The sequence below is a fragment of the Actinomadura sp. NAK00032 genome (assembly GCF_013364275.1).
In the GTDB taxonomy this organism is placed as follows: Bacteria; Actinomycetota; Actinomycetes; order Streptosporangiales; family Streptosporangiaceae; genus Spirillospora.
In genome coordinates this window covers 8474020-8486524 of record NZ_CP054932.1, presented here as the reverse complement: position 1 = coordinate 8486524, position 12505 = coordinate 8474020, and the positions used below count along the sequence as shown (strand labels likewise).

15 protein-coding genes are annotated in these 12505 nt (G+C 71.9%); 11 read left to right on the top strand and 4 right to left on the bottom strand.

The genetic code is table 11. The annotated features are described in order from the left end of the window. Window positions 1-233: 233 nt before the first annotated feature. From infA to truA, 8 genes are all read left to right on the top strand, one after another. A complete protein-coding gene (gene infA, locus HUT06_RS38915; RefSeq protein ID WP_067629441.1) occupies window positions 234-455 on the top strand; it encodes a translation initiation factor IF-1 in 222 nt (73 codons plus the stop codon). 66 nt (window positions 456-521) lie between these two features. Then, window positions 522-635, top strand: coding sequence for a 50S ribosomal protein L36 (rpmJ, locus tag HUT06_RS38910; protein ID WP_021596712.1), 114 nt, complete (start codon window positions 522-524; stop codon window positions 633-635). Between the two features lie 262 nt (window positions 636-897). Continuing rightward, the gene (gene rpsM / locus HUT06_RS38905; protein ID WP_138636292.1) at window positions 898-1278 is read left to right on the top strand and encodes a 30S ribosomal protein S13; all 381 of its coding nucleotides are present in this window, start codon (window positions 898-900) and stop codon (window positions 1276-1278) included. Window positions 1279-1326: 48 nt separating this feature from the next. Beyond that, window positions 1327-1728: a 30S ribosomal protein S11 gene (gene rpsK / locus HUT06_RS38900; protein WP_021596710.1), complete on the top strand. Its 402-nt coding sequence runs from the start codon at window positions 1327-1329 to the stop codon at window positions 1726-1728. 89 nt (window positions 1729-1817) lie between these two features. Next, on the top strand, window positions 1818-2444 hold the full coding sequence (rpsD, locus tag HUT06_RS38895; protein ID WP_176200283.1) for a 30S ribosomal protein S4: 627 nt from the start codon (window positions 1818-1820) through the stop codon (window positions 2442-2444). A gap of 113 nt (window positions 2445-2557) precedes the next feature. Then, window positions 2558-3571, top strand: a complete 1014-nt coding sequence (locus HUT06_RS38890) for a DNA-directed RNA polymerase subunit alpha (protein WP_131741171.1) — start codon at window positions 2558-2560, stop codon at window positions 3569-3571. A 95-nt stretch (window positions 3572-3666) separates the two neighbouring features. Further along, window positions 3667-4185 (top strand): 50S ribosomal protein L17, encoded by a 519-nt coding sequence (gene rplQ, locus HUT06_RS38885; protein ID WP_176200282.1) that lies wholly within the window; start codon window positions 3667-3669, stop codon window positions 4183-4185. A gap of 175 nt (window positions 4186-4360) precedes the next feature. After that, the gene (gene truA / locus HUT06_RS38880) at window positions 4361-5260 is read left to right on the top strand and encodes a tRNA pseudouridine(38-40) synthase TruA (protein ID WP_176200281.1); all 900 of its coding nucleotides are present in this window, start codon (window positions 4361-4363) and stop codon (window positions 5258-5260) included. 55 nt (window positions 5261-5315) lie between these two features. Here the strand turns inward: truA and HUT06_RS38875 are convergent, their stop codons facing one another. From HUT06_RS38875 to HUT06_RS38865, 3 genes are all read right to left on the bottom strand, one after another. Beyond that, the gene (locus HUT06_RS38875; protein ID WP_176200280.1) at window positions 5316-6854 is read right to left on the bottom strand and encodes a hypothetical protein; all 1539 of its coding nucleotides are present in this window, start codon (window positions 6852-6854) and stop codon (window positions 5316-5318) included. Between the two features lie 24 nt (window positions 6855-6878). After that, a complete protein-coding gene (locus HUT06_RS38870) occupies window positions 6879-7994 on the bottom strand; it encodes a hypothetical protein (RefSeq protein WP_176200279.1) in 1116 nt (371 codons plus the stop codon). 118 nt (window positions 7995-8112) lie between these two features. Next, window positions 8113-8877 carry a CAP domain-containing protein gene (locus tag HUT06_RS38865; RefSeq protein WP_176200278.1) on the bottom strand — a complete coding sequence of 255 codons (765 nt, stop codon included), beginning with the start codon at window positions 8875-8877 and terminating at the stop codon, window positions 8113-8115. Window positions 8878-9571: 694 nt separating this feature from the next. Here HUT06_RS38865 and rplM point away from each other — a divergent pair. The 3 genes from rplM (at window position 9572) to glmM (ending at window position 12113) form a co-directional block, all read left to right on the top strand. Beyond that, window positions 9572-10024 carry a 50S ribosomal protein L13 gene (gene rplM / locus HUT06_RS38860; protein WP_176200277.1) on the top strand — a complete coding sequence of 151 codons (453 nt, stop codon included), beginning with the start codon at window positions 9572-9574 and terminating at the stop codon, window positions 10022-10024. Window positions 10025-10119: 95 nt separating this feature from the next. Further along, window positions 10120-10629: a 30S ribosomal protein S9 gene (gene rpsI / locus HUT06_RS38855; protein ID WP_176200276.1), complete on the top strand. Its 510-nt coding sequence runs from the start codon at window positions 10120-10122 to the stop codon at window positions 10627-10629. A 134-nt stretch (window positions 10630-10763) separates the two neighbouring features. Further along, the gene (gene glmM / locus HUT06_RS38850; RefSeq protein WP_176200275.1) at window positions 10764-12113 is read left to right on the top strand and encodes a phosphoglucosamine mutase; all 1350 of its coding nucleotides are present in this window, start codon (window positions 10764-10766) and stop codon (window positions 12111-12113) included. 14 nt (window positions 12114-12127) lie between these two features. Here the strand turns inward: glmM and HUT06_RS38845 are convergent, their stop codons facing one another. Further along, the gene (locus tag HUT06_RS38845) at window positions 12128-12448 is read right to left on the bottom strand and encodes a hypothetical protein (protein WP_176200274.1); all 321 of its coding nucleotides are present in this window, start codon (window positions 12446-12448) and stop codon (window positions 12128-12130) included. Between the last annotated feature and the right edge of the window lie 57 nt (window positions 12449-12505).

Below are 12505 nucleotides of genomic sequence, written 5' to 3'. Positions count from 1 at the left end.
CTGAAAGGTACAACGCGCACGCGATGTATGCTTGTGTCGGGAGCAGTCTCCGGACTCGTGGCGTGCGCCGATTTCACGTTGTGCGTCCGGTTGACGTAGACTCCCTTGTCGGTCCGTCGACCGGCCGCCTGATTCCCCGTTTCCGACGCTCGCGCGTCGTGGTGGGTTGCGGTCGATTCTCCCCTGGAGACCCGGGCCGCGTCCAATGAGCCGATCAGTGAAGCGCGGAGGACATGCCCAAGAAAGAAGGGGCCATCGAGATCGAGGGCACCGTCATCGAGTCCCTCCCGAACGCCATGTTCCGGGTGGAGCTCGAGAACGGGCACAAGGTGCTCGCCCACATCAGCGGCAAGATGCGGATGCACTACATCCGGATCCTGCCGGACGACCGCGTCGTTGTGGAGCTGAGCCCCTACGACCTCACGCGCGGTCGGATCGTCTACCGCTACAAGTAACACCCACTGGGGTTGCCTTCCCTGTGTGTGGCGGCACAGGGGTGACCCTTATCTCTAGGAGACCCAGTGAAGGTCAAGCCGAGCGTCAAGAAGATCTGCAACAAGTGCCGCGTCATCCGCCGGCACGGCCGGGTCATGGTCATCTGCTCCGACCCGCGCCACAAGCAGCGTCAGGGCTGACGCCCACAACCAGACAAGCGCACCGCAGCCTTCACACACGTGGCCGTACGAACCAGCGATCACCCTGGTCGGAAGCAGAGCTTCCTCCCGGGAACCGGGCATCCACCCGGGGGACGACCCCCGGACCCCCGGGTGATCGGGTCGTACGGCACCGGCGTGTGAGGACCACCCTCGGACCGTCGGAGGCCGGGGCCGCCACCCGGGCAGGGTGTGTGCGGACGCGGTGCGTCCATACCTCCGCACTATGAAGGGAACTGCCCACATGGCACGCCTCCTCGGCGTCGACCTCCCGCGCGAAAAGCGCTTGGAGGTCGCTCTCACCTACATCTTCGGCATCGGCCGGACGCGGGCGCTGGAGACCCTGGCGGGTACCGGCGTCAGCGGCGATCTGCGGGTGCACCAGCTCGGCGACGACGAGCTGATCAAGCTCCGCGACTGGATCGAGGCGAACTACAAGATCGAGGGTGACCTTCGCCGCGAGGTCCAGGCGGACATCCGCCGCAAGATCGAGATCGGGTGCTACCAGGGCATCCGGCACCGCCGCGGGCTTCCGGTCCACGGTCAGCGCACGCAGACCAACGCGCGCACCCGCAAGGGCAAGAAGAAGACCGTGGCCGGCAAGAAGAAGGCCGGCAAGAAGTAGTCCGGAGTCGGTCCTCCGGATCGATGACCTCAAGAGTAGAGAGAGCACATGCCTCCTAAGAGCCGTGTCGGCGCCAAGAAGGTGCGCCGCAAGGAAAAGAAGAACGTCGCTCACGGGCACGCCCACATCAAGAGCACGTTCAACAACACGATCGTCTCGATCACCGACCCCAACGGGAACGTGATCTCCTGGGCCTCCTCGGGCCACGTCGGGTTCAAGGGCTCGCGCAAGTCCACCCCGTTCGCCGCGCAGCAGGCCGCCGAGGCCGCCGCCCGGCGCGCGATGGAGCACGGCATGCGCAAGGTCGACGTCTTCGTGAAGGGCCCGGGCTCGGGCCGCGAGACCGCCATCCGCTCGCTGCAGGCGACCGGCCTCGAGGTGGGCTCGATCCAGGACGTCACGCCCGTTCCGCACAACGGCTGCCGCCCGCCGAAGCGTCGGAGGGTCTGACCCGTGAAGAGCACTCTGGAATTTGCGCAGGCGGCACCGCCCGCCACTGTGCTGGCCAGCCGGGTCTGAGCAGGGGAGATCACAGAACAATGGCTCGTTACACCGGTGCGGACTGCAAGCTCTGCCGCCGCGAGAAGATGAAGCTGTTCCTCAAGGGCAGCAAGTGCATGGGCCCCAAGTGCCCGATCGAGATCCGTCCCTACCCGCCGGGTGAGCACGGCCGCGGTCGGCCCAAGGAGACCGAGTACCTGCTGCAGCTTCGCGAGAAGCAGAAGGCGCGGCGCATCTACGGCGTCCTGGAGCGGCAGTTCCACAACTACTACGTCGAGGCGAACCGCCAGCAGGGCAAGACGGGCGACAACCTGCTCGCCCTCCTGGAGCGCCGGCTCGACAACGTCGTCTACCGGGGCGGCTTCGCCAAGTCCCGCGACATGGCCCGCCAGCTCATCCGGCACGGCCACATCCGGGTCAACGGCAAGAAGGTCAACATCCCGTCGGCCCTGGTGAACGAGGCCGACATCGTCGACGTCAAGCCCAAGTCGATGGAGTCGACGCCGTTCCAGGTCGCCAAGGCCGAGATCGGCGAGCGCCCCGTCCCCGCGTGGCTCGGGGTCGACGGCGAGAAGATGCGAATCCTCGTGCACTCGCTGCCCGTCCGGCAGCAGATCGAAGCTCCCGTCCAGGAGCAGCTGATCGTCGAGCTCTACTCCAAGTAGGAACCGGGTAGGGCTCTACGACCGCCGGGGTCCCGGACGGGGCCCCGGCGGATCGGGGAACACTCCAGAACGCGGTCGTCAAATAGCGGGCACCGCGGAAAGAAGGCACCACCATGCTCATCGCTCAGCGTCCCACTCTCACCGAAGAGCAGGTCGACGAGTACCGGTCGCGGTTCACCATCGAGCCGCTGGAGCCGGGCTTCGGCTACACGATCGGCAACTCGCTGCGCCGTACGCTGCTCTCCTCGATTCCCGGTGCGGCCGTCACCAGCATCCGGATCGAGGGCGTCCTCCACGAGTTCTCCACCGTCCCCGGGGTCAAGGAGGATGTCACCGACATCATCCTGAACCTCAAGGAGCTCGTCGTCTCCTCCGAGCACGACGAGCCCGTGGTCATGTACCTGCGCAAGCAGGGCCCGGGCGAGGTGACCGCGGCCGACATCGCGCCGCCGGCGGGCGTCGAGGTCCACAACCCGGACCTGCACATCGCCACGCTGAACAACAAGGCCAAGCTGGAGATGGAGCTGACGGTCGAGCGCGGCCGCGGCTACGTCTCCGCCGCGCAGAACAAGCAGCCGGGCCAGGAGATCGGCCGGATCCCGATCGACTCCATCTACTCGCCCGTGCTGAAGGTCACCTACAAGGTCGAGGCGACCCGAGTCGAGCAGCGCACCGACTTCGACCGCCTCATCCTGGACGTGGAGACCAAGCAGGCGATGCTGCCGCGCGACGCGGTCGCCTCCGCCGGCAAGACCCTCGTCGAGCTGTTCGGCCTGGCCCGGGAGCTCAACGTCGAGGCCGAGGGCATCGACATGGGCCCGTCCCCGACGGACGCCGCGCTCGCCGCGGACCTGGCCCTGCCGATCGAGGAGCTGAACCTCACGGTCCGCTCCTACAACTGCCTGAAGCGCGAGGGCATCCACTCGGTGGGCGAGCTCGTGGCCCGCTCCGAGCAGGACCTGCTCGACATCCGCAACTTCGGCGCCAAGTCGATCGAAGAGGTCAAGCAGAAGCTCAACGACATGGGCCTGTCGCTGAAGGACTCCCCGCCCGGGTTCGACCCGAGCGCGGCGGCCGACAACTACGGCGACGACGACCAGAGCTACGCCGAGACCGAGCAGTACTAGAAACCCGATTCCGGGCGGCCGGGGGCGCGTTCCCCGGCCGTACCGGAACCAGCTGACGCCGGTACCTGACACGGCCGGTGCAGGAAGGAAGCACGATGCCCCAGCCCACGAAGGGCGCCCGCCTCGGCGGGAGCGCCGCGCACCAGAAGCTGATCCTGGCGAACCTGGCGACGGCGCTGTTCGAGCACGGCCGCATCACCACCACCGAGGCCAAGGCCCGGCGGGTGCGCCCGCTGGCCGAGAAGCTGATCACCAAGGCCAAGAAGGGCGACCTGCACAACCGTCGCCTGGTGGCCCGCACGATCCGCGACAAGGGCGTCGTCCACGCGCTCTTCACCGAGATCGCGCCGAGCTTCGAGACCCGGCCCGGCGGCTACACCCGGATCACCAAGATCGGCCCGCGCAAGGGCGACAACGCGCCCATGGCGATCATCGAGCTGGTCACCGAGCCGATGGCGGCCGCCACCGGCACGTCCGCGCCGAAGGTCGCCGAGGAGGAGCTGCCCGCCGAGGGCGAGGTCACCCTCAGCAAGGCCGCCGACGCCGACGCCGAGCCCGAGGCCAAGGCCGCGGACGAGGCGGCGGACGCCAAGGCGGAGGACGGCAAGGAGTAGTTCGCCGCGCGAACTGGCCGAGCGTTTGCTCGACATTCGTCCAGGGCCCACCGTCCACAGCGGACGGTGGGCCCTGTTCTTTGCCAGACTTGACGCATGGTCAGGTCAGGGGAGCGGCGGCGTGCACACGCAAGGGATCGGAACAGCCACGTTGCAGAAGGATCAATCGGCTGACATGACCGCACTGGTACGACTCCGGCTCGACATCGGTTACGACGGGTCGGACTTCGCGGGCTGGGCTCGGCAGCCGAACCAGCGGACCGTGCAGGGCGTCATCGAGGACGCGCTGGCACGGATGCTGCGGCTCGACCCGCCGCCCATGCTGACCGTCGCCGGCCGCACCGACGCGGGCGTCCACGCGAGCGGCCAGGTCGCGCACCTGGTGGTGCCGGTGGCGGCGTACTCGGCGATCAACGGGACGATGCCGCGCCGCCTGGCCGGGCTGCTCCCGCCGGACGTGCGGGTGTGGCGCGTGTCGATCGCGCCGGAGGGGTTCGACGCGCGGTTCTCCGCGCTGTCGCGCCGCTACGTGTACCGGGTGTGCGACAACCCGGTGGGCGTTGACCCGCTGCGCCGCCACGACGTCCTGTGGCATCCGCGCCCGCTCAACCTGGCCCGGATGAACGACGCCGCGCGGCGGCTGGTGGGGGAGTCCGACTTCGCGGCGTACTGCCGCAAGCGGGAGGGCGCGACGACGATCCGGGAGCTGCTGCGCTACGAGTGGGTCCGCGACGACCGCGACCCGCATCTGGCGCTCGCGACCGTGGAGGCCGACGCGTTCTGCCACTCGATGGTGCGGGCCCTCGTCGGCGCGCTGCTGATGGTGGGGGACGGGCGGCGCGAGGTGGAGTGGCCCGCCGAGGTGCTCGCCGCCCGCGTCCGCGACTCGGGCGTGAACGTGGCGCCCGCGCACGGGCTGTCGCTGGAGGAGATCCGCTACCCCGGCGACGACGGCCTGGCCAGGCGCGCCCAGGAGACCCGGCGGGTCCGGACGCTCAACGCGACCGCCAACGCCGCCGCCACTGCCGCTGCCGAGCAGCAGCAGCCCACCTCGTCTGAGCAGGGGACGGCCTAGACGCGGCGCGGCCGCGCGCCCCCGGGGTGGGGACGCGCGGCCGCGAGGGGCCGGGTCAGCCGCGGGCGCGGGCCATGATCGGGCGCAGGTCGTAGTCGAGGAACTGCTGGGCGGCCTGCTTGATCACCGGGTCGCCGGGCTCGGCCTTCTTGCCGTTCGCCCACTGGACGTAGGCGTAGGCCACGTACCGGCCGCGGACGGTCGCCGCCGCGTAGCCGCCCGCGCGGTCGATGTCGGGGGAGTGCTTGCCGGCCATGCCGCGGAACCACTCGTACTTGGCGGGGTCGCCGGCCTTGCTGACCGCGAGCGCGGCGTCCTTCGTCGGCATCACGGCGATGCCCGAGGTGACGGCGAGCTTGTTCGCCCGGTCGATGAACGTCGCGCGGACGATCTTGCGGCACTGCTGCTGCTGGAGGGCGTGGAGCATCGCGCCCCGGGCGGCGTACTTGACGTCGCGGTTGAGGGACCAGCGGTCGCGGGTGTAGGTGCGGCCGCCGAGCTTGACCGTCTCCTGCGGGAACACGTCGCGGAACGCGAGGTCCTTGGTGTCGGTCTTCTCGTCGGCGATGTTCACCGGGCCGGTGGCGGGGGACGGCCGCGCCGGGGCGGCCGTCGACGGCGCCGGCGCAGCGGAGGGCTCGGCGGCCTTGCGGGCGCCGTCCTCGCTGCTCGGCTCCGTACCGCCCAGTGTGAACAGCGCGACCCCGGCCGCGAGGACGACCGCCGCGCCGGCGCCGATCAGCACGGTGCGGCGCTTGTTCCTGCCGCCGCCCGCCGGGCCCTTCGGCGCCGCGCCCTTCGGCATCGGGCCCTTCGGCGGTGCGCCGGGCGGCGGAGGCGTGTCGAGCGGGACGCCGCCCTCGGTGTGGTAGACGGGCGCGATCACGGGGATCTGCCCGTCGGCGACGGTGGCGCCGTTCTCGGTCTCGGTGTGCGGGAACGGTCCGCTGCCGGTGGGCGGCACCACGCCGGGCGGCAGGATCGCGTCGGGCACCAGCACGGCCGTCTGCGCGGACGACGCGCTCTCGGCCTCCTTCGCCTTCTCGAAGGCGGAGAGCGGCGCGGGACCGCCCTCCGCGGCCTCGTTCACGGCGGGGTTGTCCACGGGGGGGTCGTCCTTCGCGGTGTCGTCCTCGGGGGCGGCGCCCTCCGGGCGGACGGCCTGGAAGCCGTCGGGGTCGGTGTCGTCGGTCGAGACGGGGGGCTTGACGAGCGGCTCGGCGGGCACGGCGCCGCGGGTGTCGACCGGCGGGACGCCCGCGCCGGCGACGAGCGTCCCGGGCGCGGCGGGGGCCGGCTCAGCGGGGGTCGGCTCGGCGGGGGCGGCCTCGGGGGGAGCGGGTTCGGCGGCGGCCGCGGGTTCGGCCGCGGGCGCGGGGGGCGCGGCCGCGGGCTCGGCGTCGGCCTCGGATTCGGCGGCCCACCAGGGCGCCTGGAGGCCGAACGCGGGCAGCCGGAGCGGGGCGGTGCCGGTGGCGGTCTCGGTGGCGGTCTCGCCGTCGCCCCCGCCGAAACTGGGCGGCGCCGGGTCGGCGGGGACGCCGGACGTCCCCGCCGGCTCGGCGGTCTCCCGAGTGTCTTCAGGTCCAGACATAAGCAGTGAGGGTATTCGCAGGGGTCACTTTTGGAGGGGCTTGCCTTCGGTTTCCCTGTAGTGCAGGGCGAGGGCGAGGTTGCTGCCCTTGACCATCTGGGTGCCGAAGACCCGGACGGCCGCATGGTACTTGCTCGCGATCTTCTTGCCGTCCGGCCGCTGCACCCACGTCATGATGACGTAGTGGCCGCGGGCCTGGGAGGTGCCGAACGCCTCGCCCTTGCCGTTGGTCTTGGACACGCCCTTGCCGGGCAGGGCCTGGAGGAAGGCGTCCTTACCGCCGGCGGCCTTCACCGCCGCCTTGGCGGCGGACTCGCTTTCGAGGTTGAACACGCCGACGGTGCCGATGAGGGAGCCGCTGGTGATCGCGTAGGTGGCCCGCAGCGCCTGGGTGCAGTCGCCCTTCTTGAGGGCCTTCTCCAGGCTCGTGCCGCCGACGACGCCGGTGCAGCCCTTCTTCGAGCTCACGGCCGTCCGCACGTACTTGTGGTCGCCGGCGGTGAACTTCGACTTGCCGAAGACCTCCTTGAGGGTCAGCGGCTTCGGGTCGGTGGTGCGGCTCTTCAGCTTCACCGGCTCGAGGACGGGCTCGGCCGGGGTCGGCGTCGGCGGCGCCTGCGTGGGCGCGGCCTGCGTCGGGGCCGCCTTGGCGGGCTTCGCCTCGTCGCCCTTCAGCATCGAGGAGAGCCCGACGCCGCCGCCGATGAGCAGGATCCCGGCGACCGCCGAGCCGCCGATGATCAGCGGCAGGTTGCGGCGCCGCTCGGGCGGGGTGGGCCCGCCACCGGACGGACCGGACGGGCCGGTCGGACCCGGCGGCATGCCCTCGGGCGGGCCGTAGGGGTCGTCGTCGCCGACCGCGCCGCCCGCGACGGGCCGGTCGTCCCACGCGGCGGTGGGCCGGTCGTCCCATGCCGGGGCCGGCTGCTCGCTCCAGCCCCCGGCGGGCTGCTCGTCCCAGGACGCGGTGGGCGCGTCGTTCCACGGAGCGGGGTCGTCGTCCCGCCCGCGCGGTGCGAAGGGGGCCTCGTCGTTGTCGTGGCCGTACGGCGGCGCTCCGGCTCCGGGTCCGTACGGCGTGTGCGGCGGCTGCCGAGGGGGCCAGTCGCCGGGTTTGCCTTGATCGCCCGGGTAACCCATGGGTTGGACCTTACCGTTCCTCATTCAGGGGTCTTCACGTTCGGACACCCACCATGACATGGGGGCGAACCGGACGCCGGTGATTCCCCGAAGGTCACGTCCCGGAGGGGCGGGCGGGTCACCTCCAGCCGAAGTCCTGCGTCCACAGCGGGCCGCCGGGCCCGGACGCCCGGCCGACGCCGATGGCGCGCAGGCCGCAGTTCAGGATGTTGGCCCGGTGGCCGGGGCTGTTCATCCAGCCCTCCACGACGGCGGCGGCGGTCGGGTACCCCTTGGCGATGTTCTCCGCGCCGGGGCTGGTGTAGCCGGCGTCCTCCATCCGCTTCCACGGGCTGTCGCCGTTGCGGGAGGTGTGGTCGAAGTAGCCGTTGGCCGCCATGTCCGCGGAGTGTTTGCGGGCCGCCGTGACGAGCCGCTGGTCGACGCGCAGCGCGCGGCAGCCCTCCTTGGCGCGCTCGGCGTTGGTCAGCGACACGACGGCGGCCTCGGAGGACGGCGATCCGCCGGACGATCCGCCCGTGGGGCCGCCCCCGCCGCCGGACGTCAGCGTCGGCGGCGCGTCGGGCGCGGGCGCCTTCGCGGACTTCGACGGCTCCGCCGACGCGGTCGTGCGCGGGTGGATCGCCTTCAGCGGCGGCGTCGGCTCCGCGGCGGCCGTCGTGGGCGTGGCGCTGGGGCCGCCCGTCGCACCGCTCTTCGGCGTCCCCGACCCGGGGGTGGACGACGGCAGGTCGCTCTGCGGACCCGGCATGGTGTCGGCCGGCTGCCGCGGCTCCGGGCCGGCGACGGTGGTCCGGTCCGAGCGCAACTCGGGCAGGACGAGCCGGTCGATCGCGACGCCGATGCCGATGGCGAGCCCGGACGCGGTGACGACCGCCATCATCCCGGTCGCGCTGCTCAGCCGGGACTTGCCGCGCTTGTCGCCCTGGCCCCGTCCGCCCTGGGGGCGCCCGCCGTCCGTCCGGCGGCCGCCCGGCGGGGGCCCGGAGCGGGACGCACGGCGCCGCGGCCCGCTGGCGACGAGCTCGTCGCGGGGAGGGGAGACGCGGAAGTGGGGCGCGCGGCCGCCCTGCCCGTCGTGCCTGGGCTGGCGGCCTCCGGCGGAGTCGCCGGGTCTGCGGGGAGTGGACAGCGGGGGCTCCCGGGTGCGGGCCGGCGCGAGCCGGCGTGGACTCGGTTGCCCGGCACCTTATCCCCATATACACCCCGAGTTACGGAGATCCGTTAAGAAAGATCACAAGCGCTACCCATCGTCACTGCGGCGCTCCCCACCGTCCCCTGTGGCGGGTGCTCCGCCCTGCGGATTGCGCCGCTTACCCGTCGCTCGTGTATCCTGCCTATTTGTTGTGTGCGTGACGCCTGCCCTCCGGGTGGGGCGACGCCGCAGCGAGCCGGTGCGTCCCGGACTGTTCGCGTCAACTGCCGCGGATATGGGGGCCCTGGCCTCCCGGAGCGCCGGGTCGGATGATCCTCTGGTCGGCGCGAGCAGGATTTCCGCTGACATGTGGCGCTCGCCCGCGAGGGGGAGCGGAGGATCGAAACCGCTGAAAGTCGACGAGAAACGAAGGCTGACGACCGTGCGCACGTACACCCCTAAGCCCGCTGACGTCCAGCGTCAGTGGTACGTCATCGACGCGACCGATGTCGTGCTGGGCCGTCTCGCCAGTCAGGTCGCGCAGCTGCTTCGGGGCAAGCACAAGCCGATCTACGCGCCGCACCTCGACACCGGTGACTTCGTGGTCATCGTGAACGCCGACAAGGTGTCGCTGTCGGGCAACAAGGCGGAGCGCAAGAAGGCCTACCGGCACTCGGGCTACCCGGGCGGGCTCCGCTCGGTCACCTACACCGAGCTGCTGGCCAAGCACCCCGAGCGGGCGGTCGAGAAGGCGATCAAGGGCATGCTGCCCAAGAACTCCCTCGGCCGGAAGATGTTCGGCAAGGTGAAGGTCTACGCCGGGCCGGACCACCCGCACCAGGCGCAGAAGCCGGTCCCGTTCGAGATCACCCAGATCAGCCAGATCGCGAAGTGACACCCGCGCCCGTCCGGGCGCACGCAGGACGAGAGGCCGCCGGGGCACCCGATGAATCGGGCCAGCCGCCCTGGCTAGAACACCCGAGGAGAACCGTGGACGACACCACCGGCGCCGAGCAGGCCGCCGAGACCGACTCGTACGAGGACGCGCCGTCCGAGTACAGCACCGAGACCCCCGAGGCGCCCGGCGAGGGCTACCTCGGCCAGCCGGTCGCGACCGGCCCCGCCGCCGGCACCGGCCGCCGCAAGCAGGCCATCGCGCGGGTCCGGATCGTCCCCGGCAGCGGCCAGTGGAAGATCAACGGCCGCACCCTGGACCAGTACTTCCCGAACAAGGTGCACCAGCAGATCGTGAACGAGCCGTTCGTGCTGCTGGGCCTGGAGGGCCAGTTCGACGTGCTCGCCCGCGTCAACGGCGGCGGCACCACCGGCCAGGCCGGCGCGCTGCGCCTCGGCATCTCCCGCGCGCTGCAGTTCGCGAACATCGAGCACCGCCCGGCGCTGAAGAAGGCCGGCTTCCTGACCCGCGACGCGCGGGTGCCGGAGCGCAAGAAGGCCGGTCTCAAGAAGGCCCGCAAGGCTCCGCAGTACAGCAAGCGTTGATCGACGGTACGAGCCGTCGCACCCCGTGCTCCCACGTGGCAGGTCCGCGTGGGCGTCGCGGCGGGTGCGGCGGCTCGTCCGCTTTTCCGGGGTCATCCAGTCCGGGGTCATCCAGTCTCATCGGGAGTTGAACTGTGGCTCGTCTGTTCGGGACCGACGGCGTGCGCGGGCTCGCCAACCGCGATCTGACCGCTCCGCTCGCCATGGACCTGTCCGTCGCGGCGGCGCGCGTGCTGGGCGAGCAGGGCGCGTTCAAAGGCCATCGCCCGCTCGCCGTGGTGGGCCGCGACCCGCGGGCCTCCGGTGAGTTCCTGGAGGCGGCCGTCGTGGCGGGCCTCGCGAGCGCCGGGGTGGACGTGCTGCGCCTCGGCGTCCTGCCGACCCCCGCGGTGGCGTACCTGACGCACGCGCTGGACGCCGACCTCGGCGTGATGCTGTCGGCGTCGCACAACCCGGCGCCCGACAACGGCATCAAGTTCTTCGACCGCAGCGGCTACAAGCTCCCGGACGAGATCGAGGACCGGATCGAGGCGCGGCTCGGCGCGGCGTGGGAGCCGCCGACCGGCGCGGGCGTCGGCCGGGTCCGGGACGCGCACGGCGCCGTCGAGCAGTACGTCGCGCACCTGGTCTCGACGGTCGCGGTGTCGCTGGACGGCCTGCGCGTCGTGGTCGACTGCGCGAACGGCGCGTCCTGCGACGTGGCCCCGGAGGCGCTGCGCCGCGCCGGCGCCGAGGTCTTCACGATCGGGACGGCGCCCGACGGCCTGAACATCAACTCCAGTTGCGGCTCCACGCACCTGGAGGCCCTGCAGAAGGCCGTCCGGGAGCACGGCGCGGACGTCGGCATCGCCAACGACGGCGACGCCGACCGCTGCCTGGCCGTGACCGCGTCCGGCGAGATCGTGGACGGCGACCAGATCATGGCGATCCTCGCGCTCGACCTGCGCGAGGCGGGCGCGCTGCCGTCCGACACCGTCGTCGCGACCGTGATGTCGAACCTCGGCTTCAAGCTCGCGATGCGGGAGGCCGGGATCACCGTGGTGGAGACCGCGGTCGGCGACCGGTACGTCCTGGAGGCGATGAAGGAGGGCGGCTTCGGGTTCGGCGGCGAGCAGTCCGGCCACGTCATCATGCTGGACCACGCCACCACCGGCGACGGCGTCCTGACCGGCCTGCACCTGGCCGCCGCGATGGCCCGGCGGGGCCGCCCGCTGGACGAGTTGGCCAAGGTGATGACCCGCCTGCCGCAGGTGCTCATCAACGTCAAGGACGTCGACAAGGCCCGCGCGAAGACGGCGCCGGAGCTGGCCGAGGCGGTCGCGGCCGCCGAGGCGGGGCTCGGCGAGACCGGCCGCGTGCTGATCCGGCCGAGCGGCACCGAGCCGATGGTCCGGGTGATGGTCGAGGCGGCGTCGCACGACCAGGCGCAGTCGGTCGCCGAGCATCTCGCCGGCGTGGTGAAGACCGTCCTGGGCCGGCCGTAGGCCCGGCCGGACGCCTAGCGCTCCTCGATCTCCAGGCGCCCCACCTCGAGGTGCCGGATCTCGACGGTGCCGGCTTCGAGGTGGGCGATGACGGCGCGCTTCACGACGAGCTTGCCGATCGCGACGGCGCCGATCGCGAGCGCGCCGAGCGCCATCGAGCCGATCGCGACCGAGCCGAAACCGTTGCCGAGCCGTACCGTGAGCCCGGTCGCGGACGCCCCGGTCACCTCGGCCCCGGTCGCGCGGGCGCCGACGCCGCGCTCGGTGCGGACGCGGGGCGGTGCGCCGTTCGCGTCGGTCTCGCCGTCCTGCCTGTCGTCGGGTTCGTTGCTCATCGGACGAGCATATTCGGCCGCCGGGCGGCTCCCGCGCCGGACGGGCGCGGGCCCGGC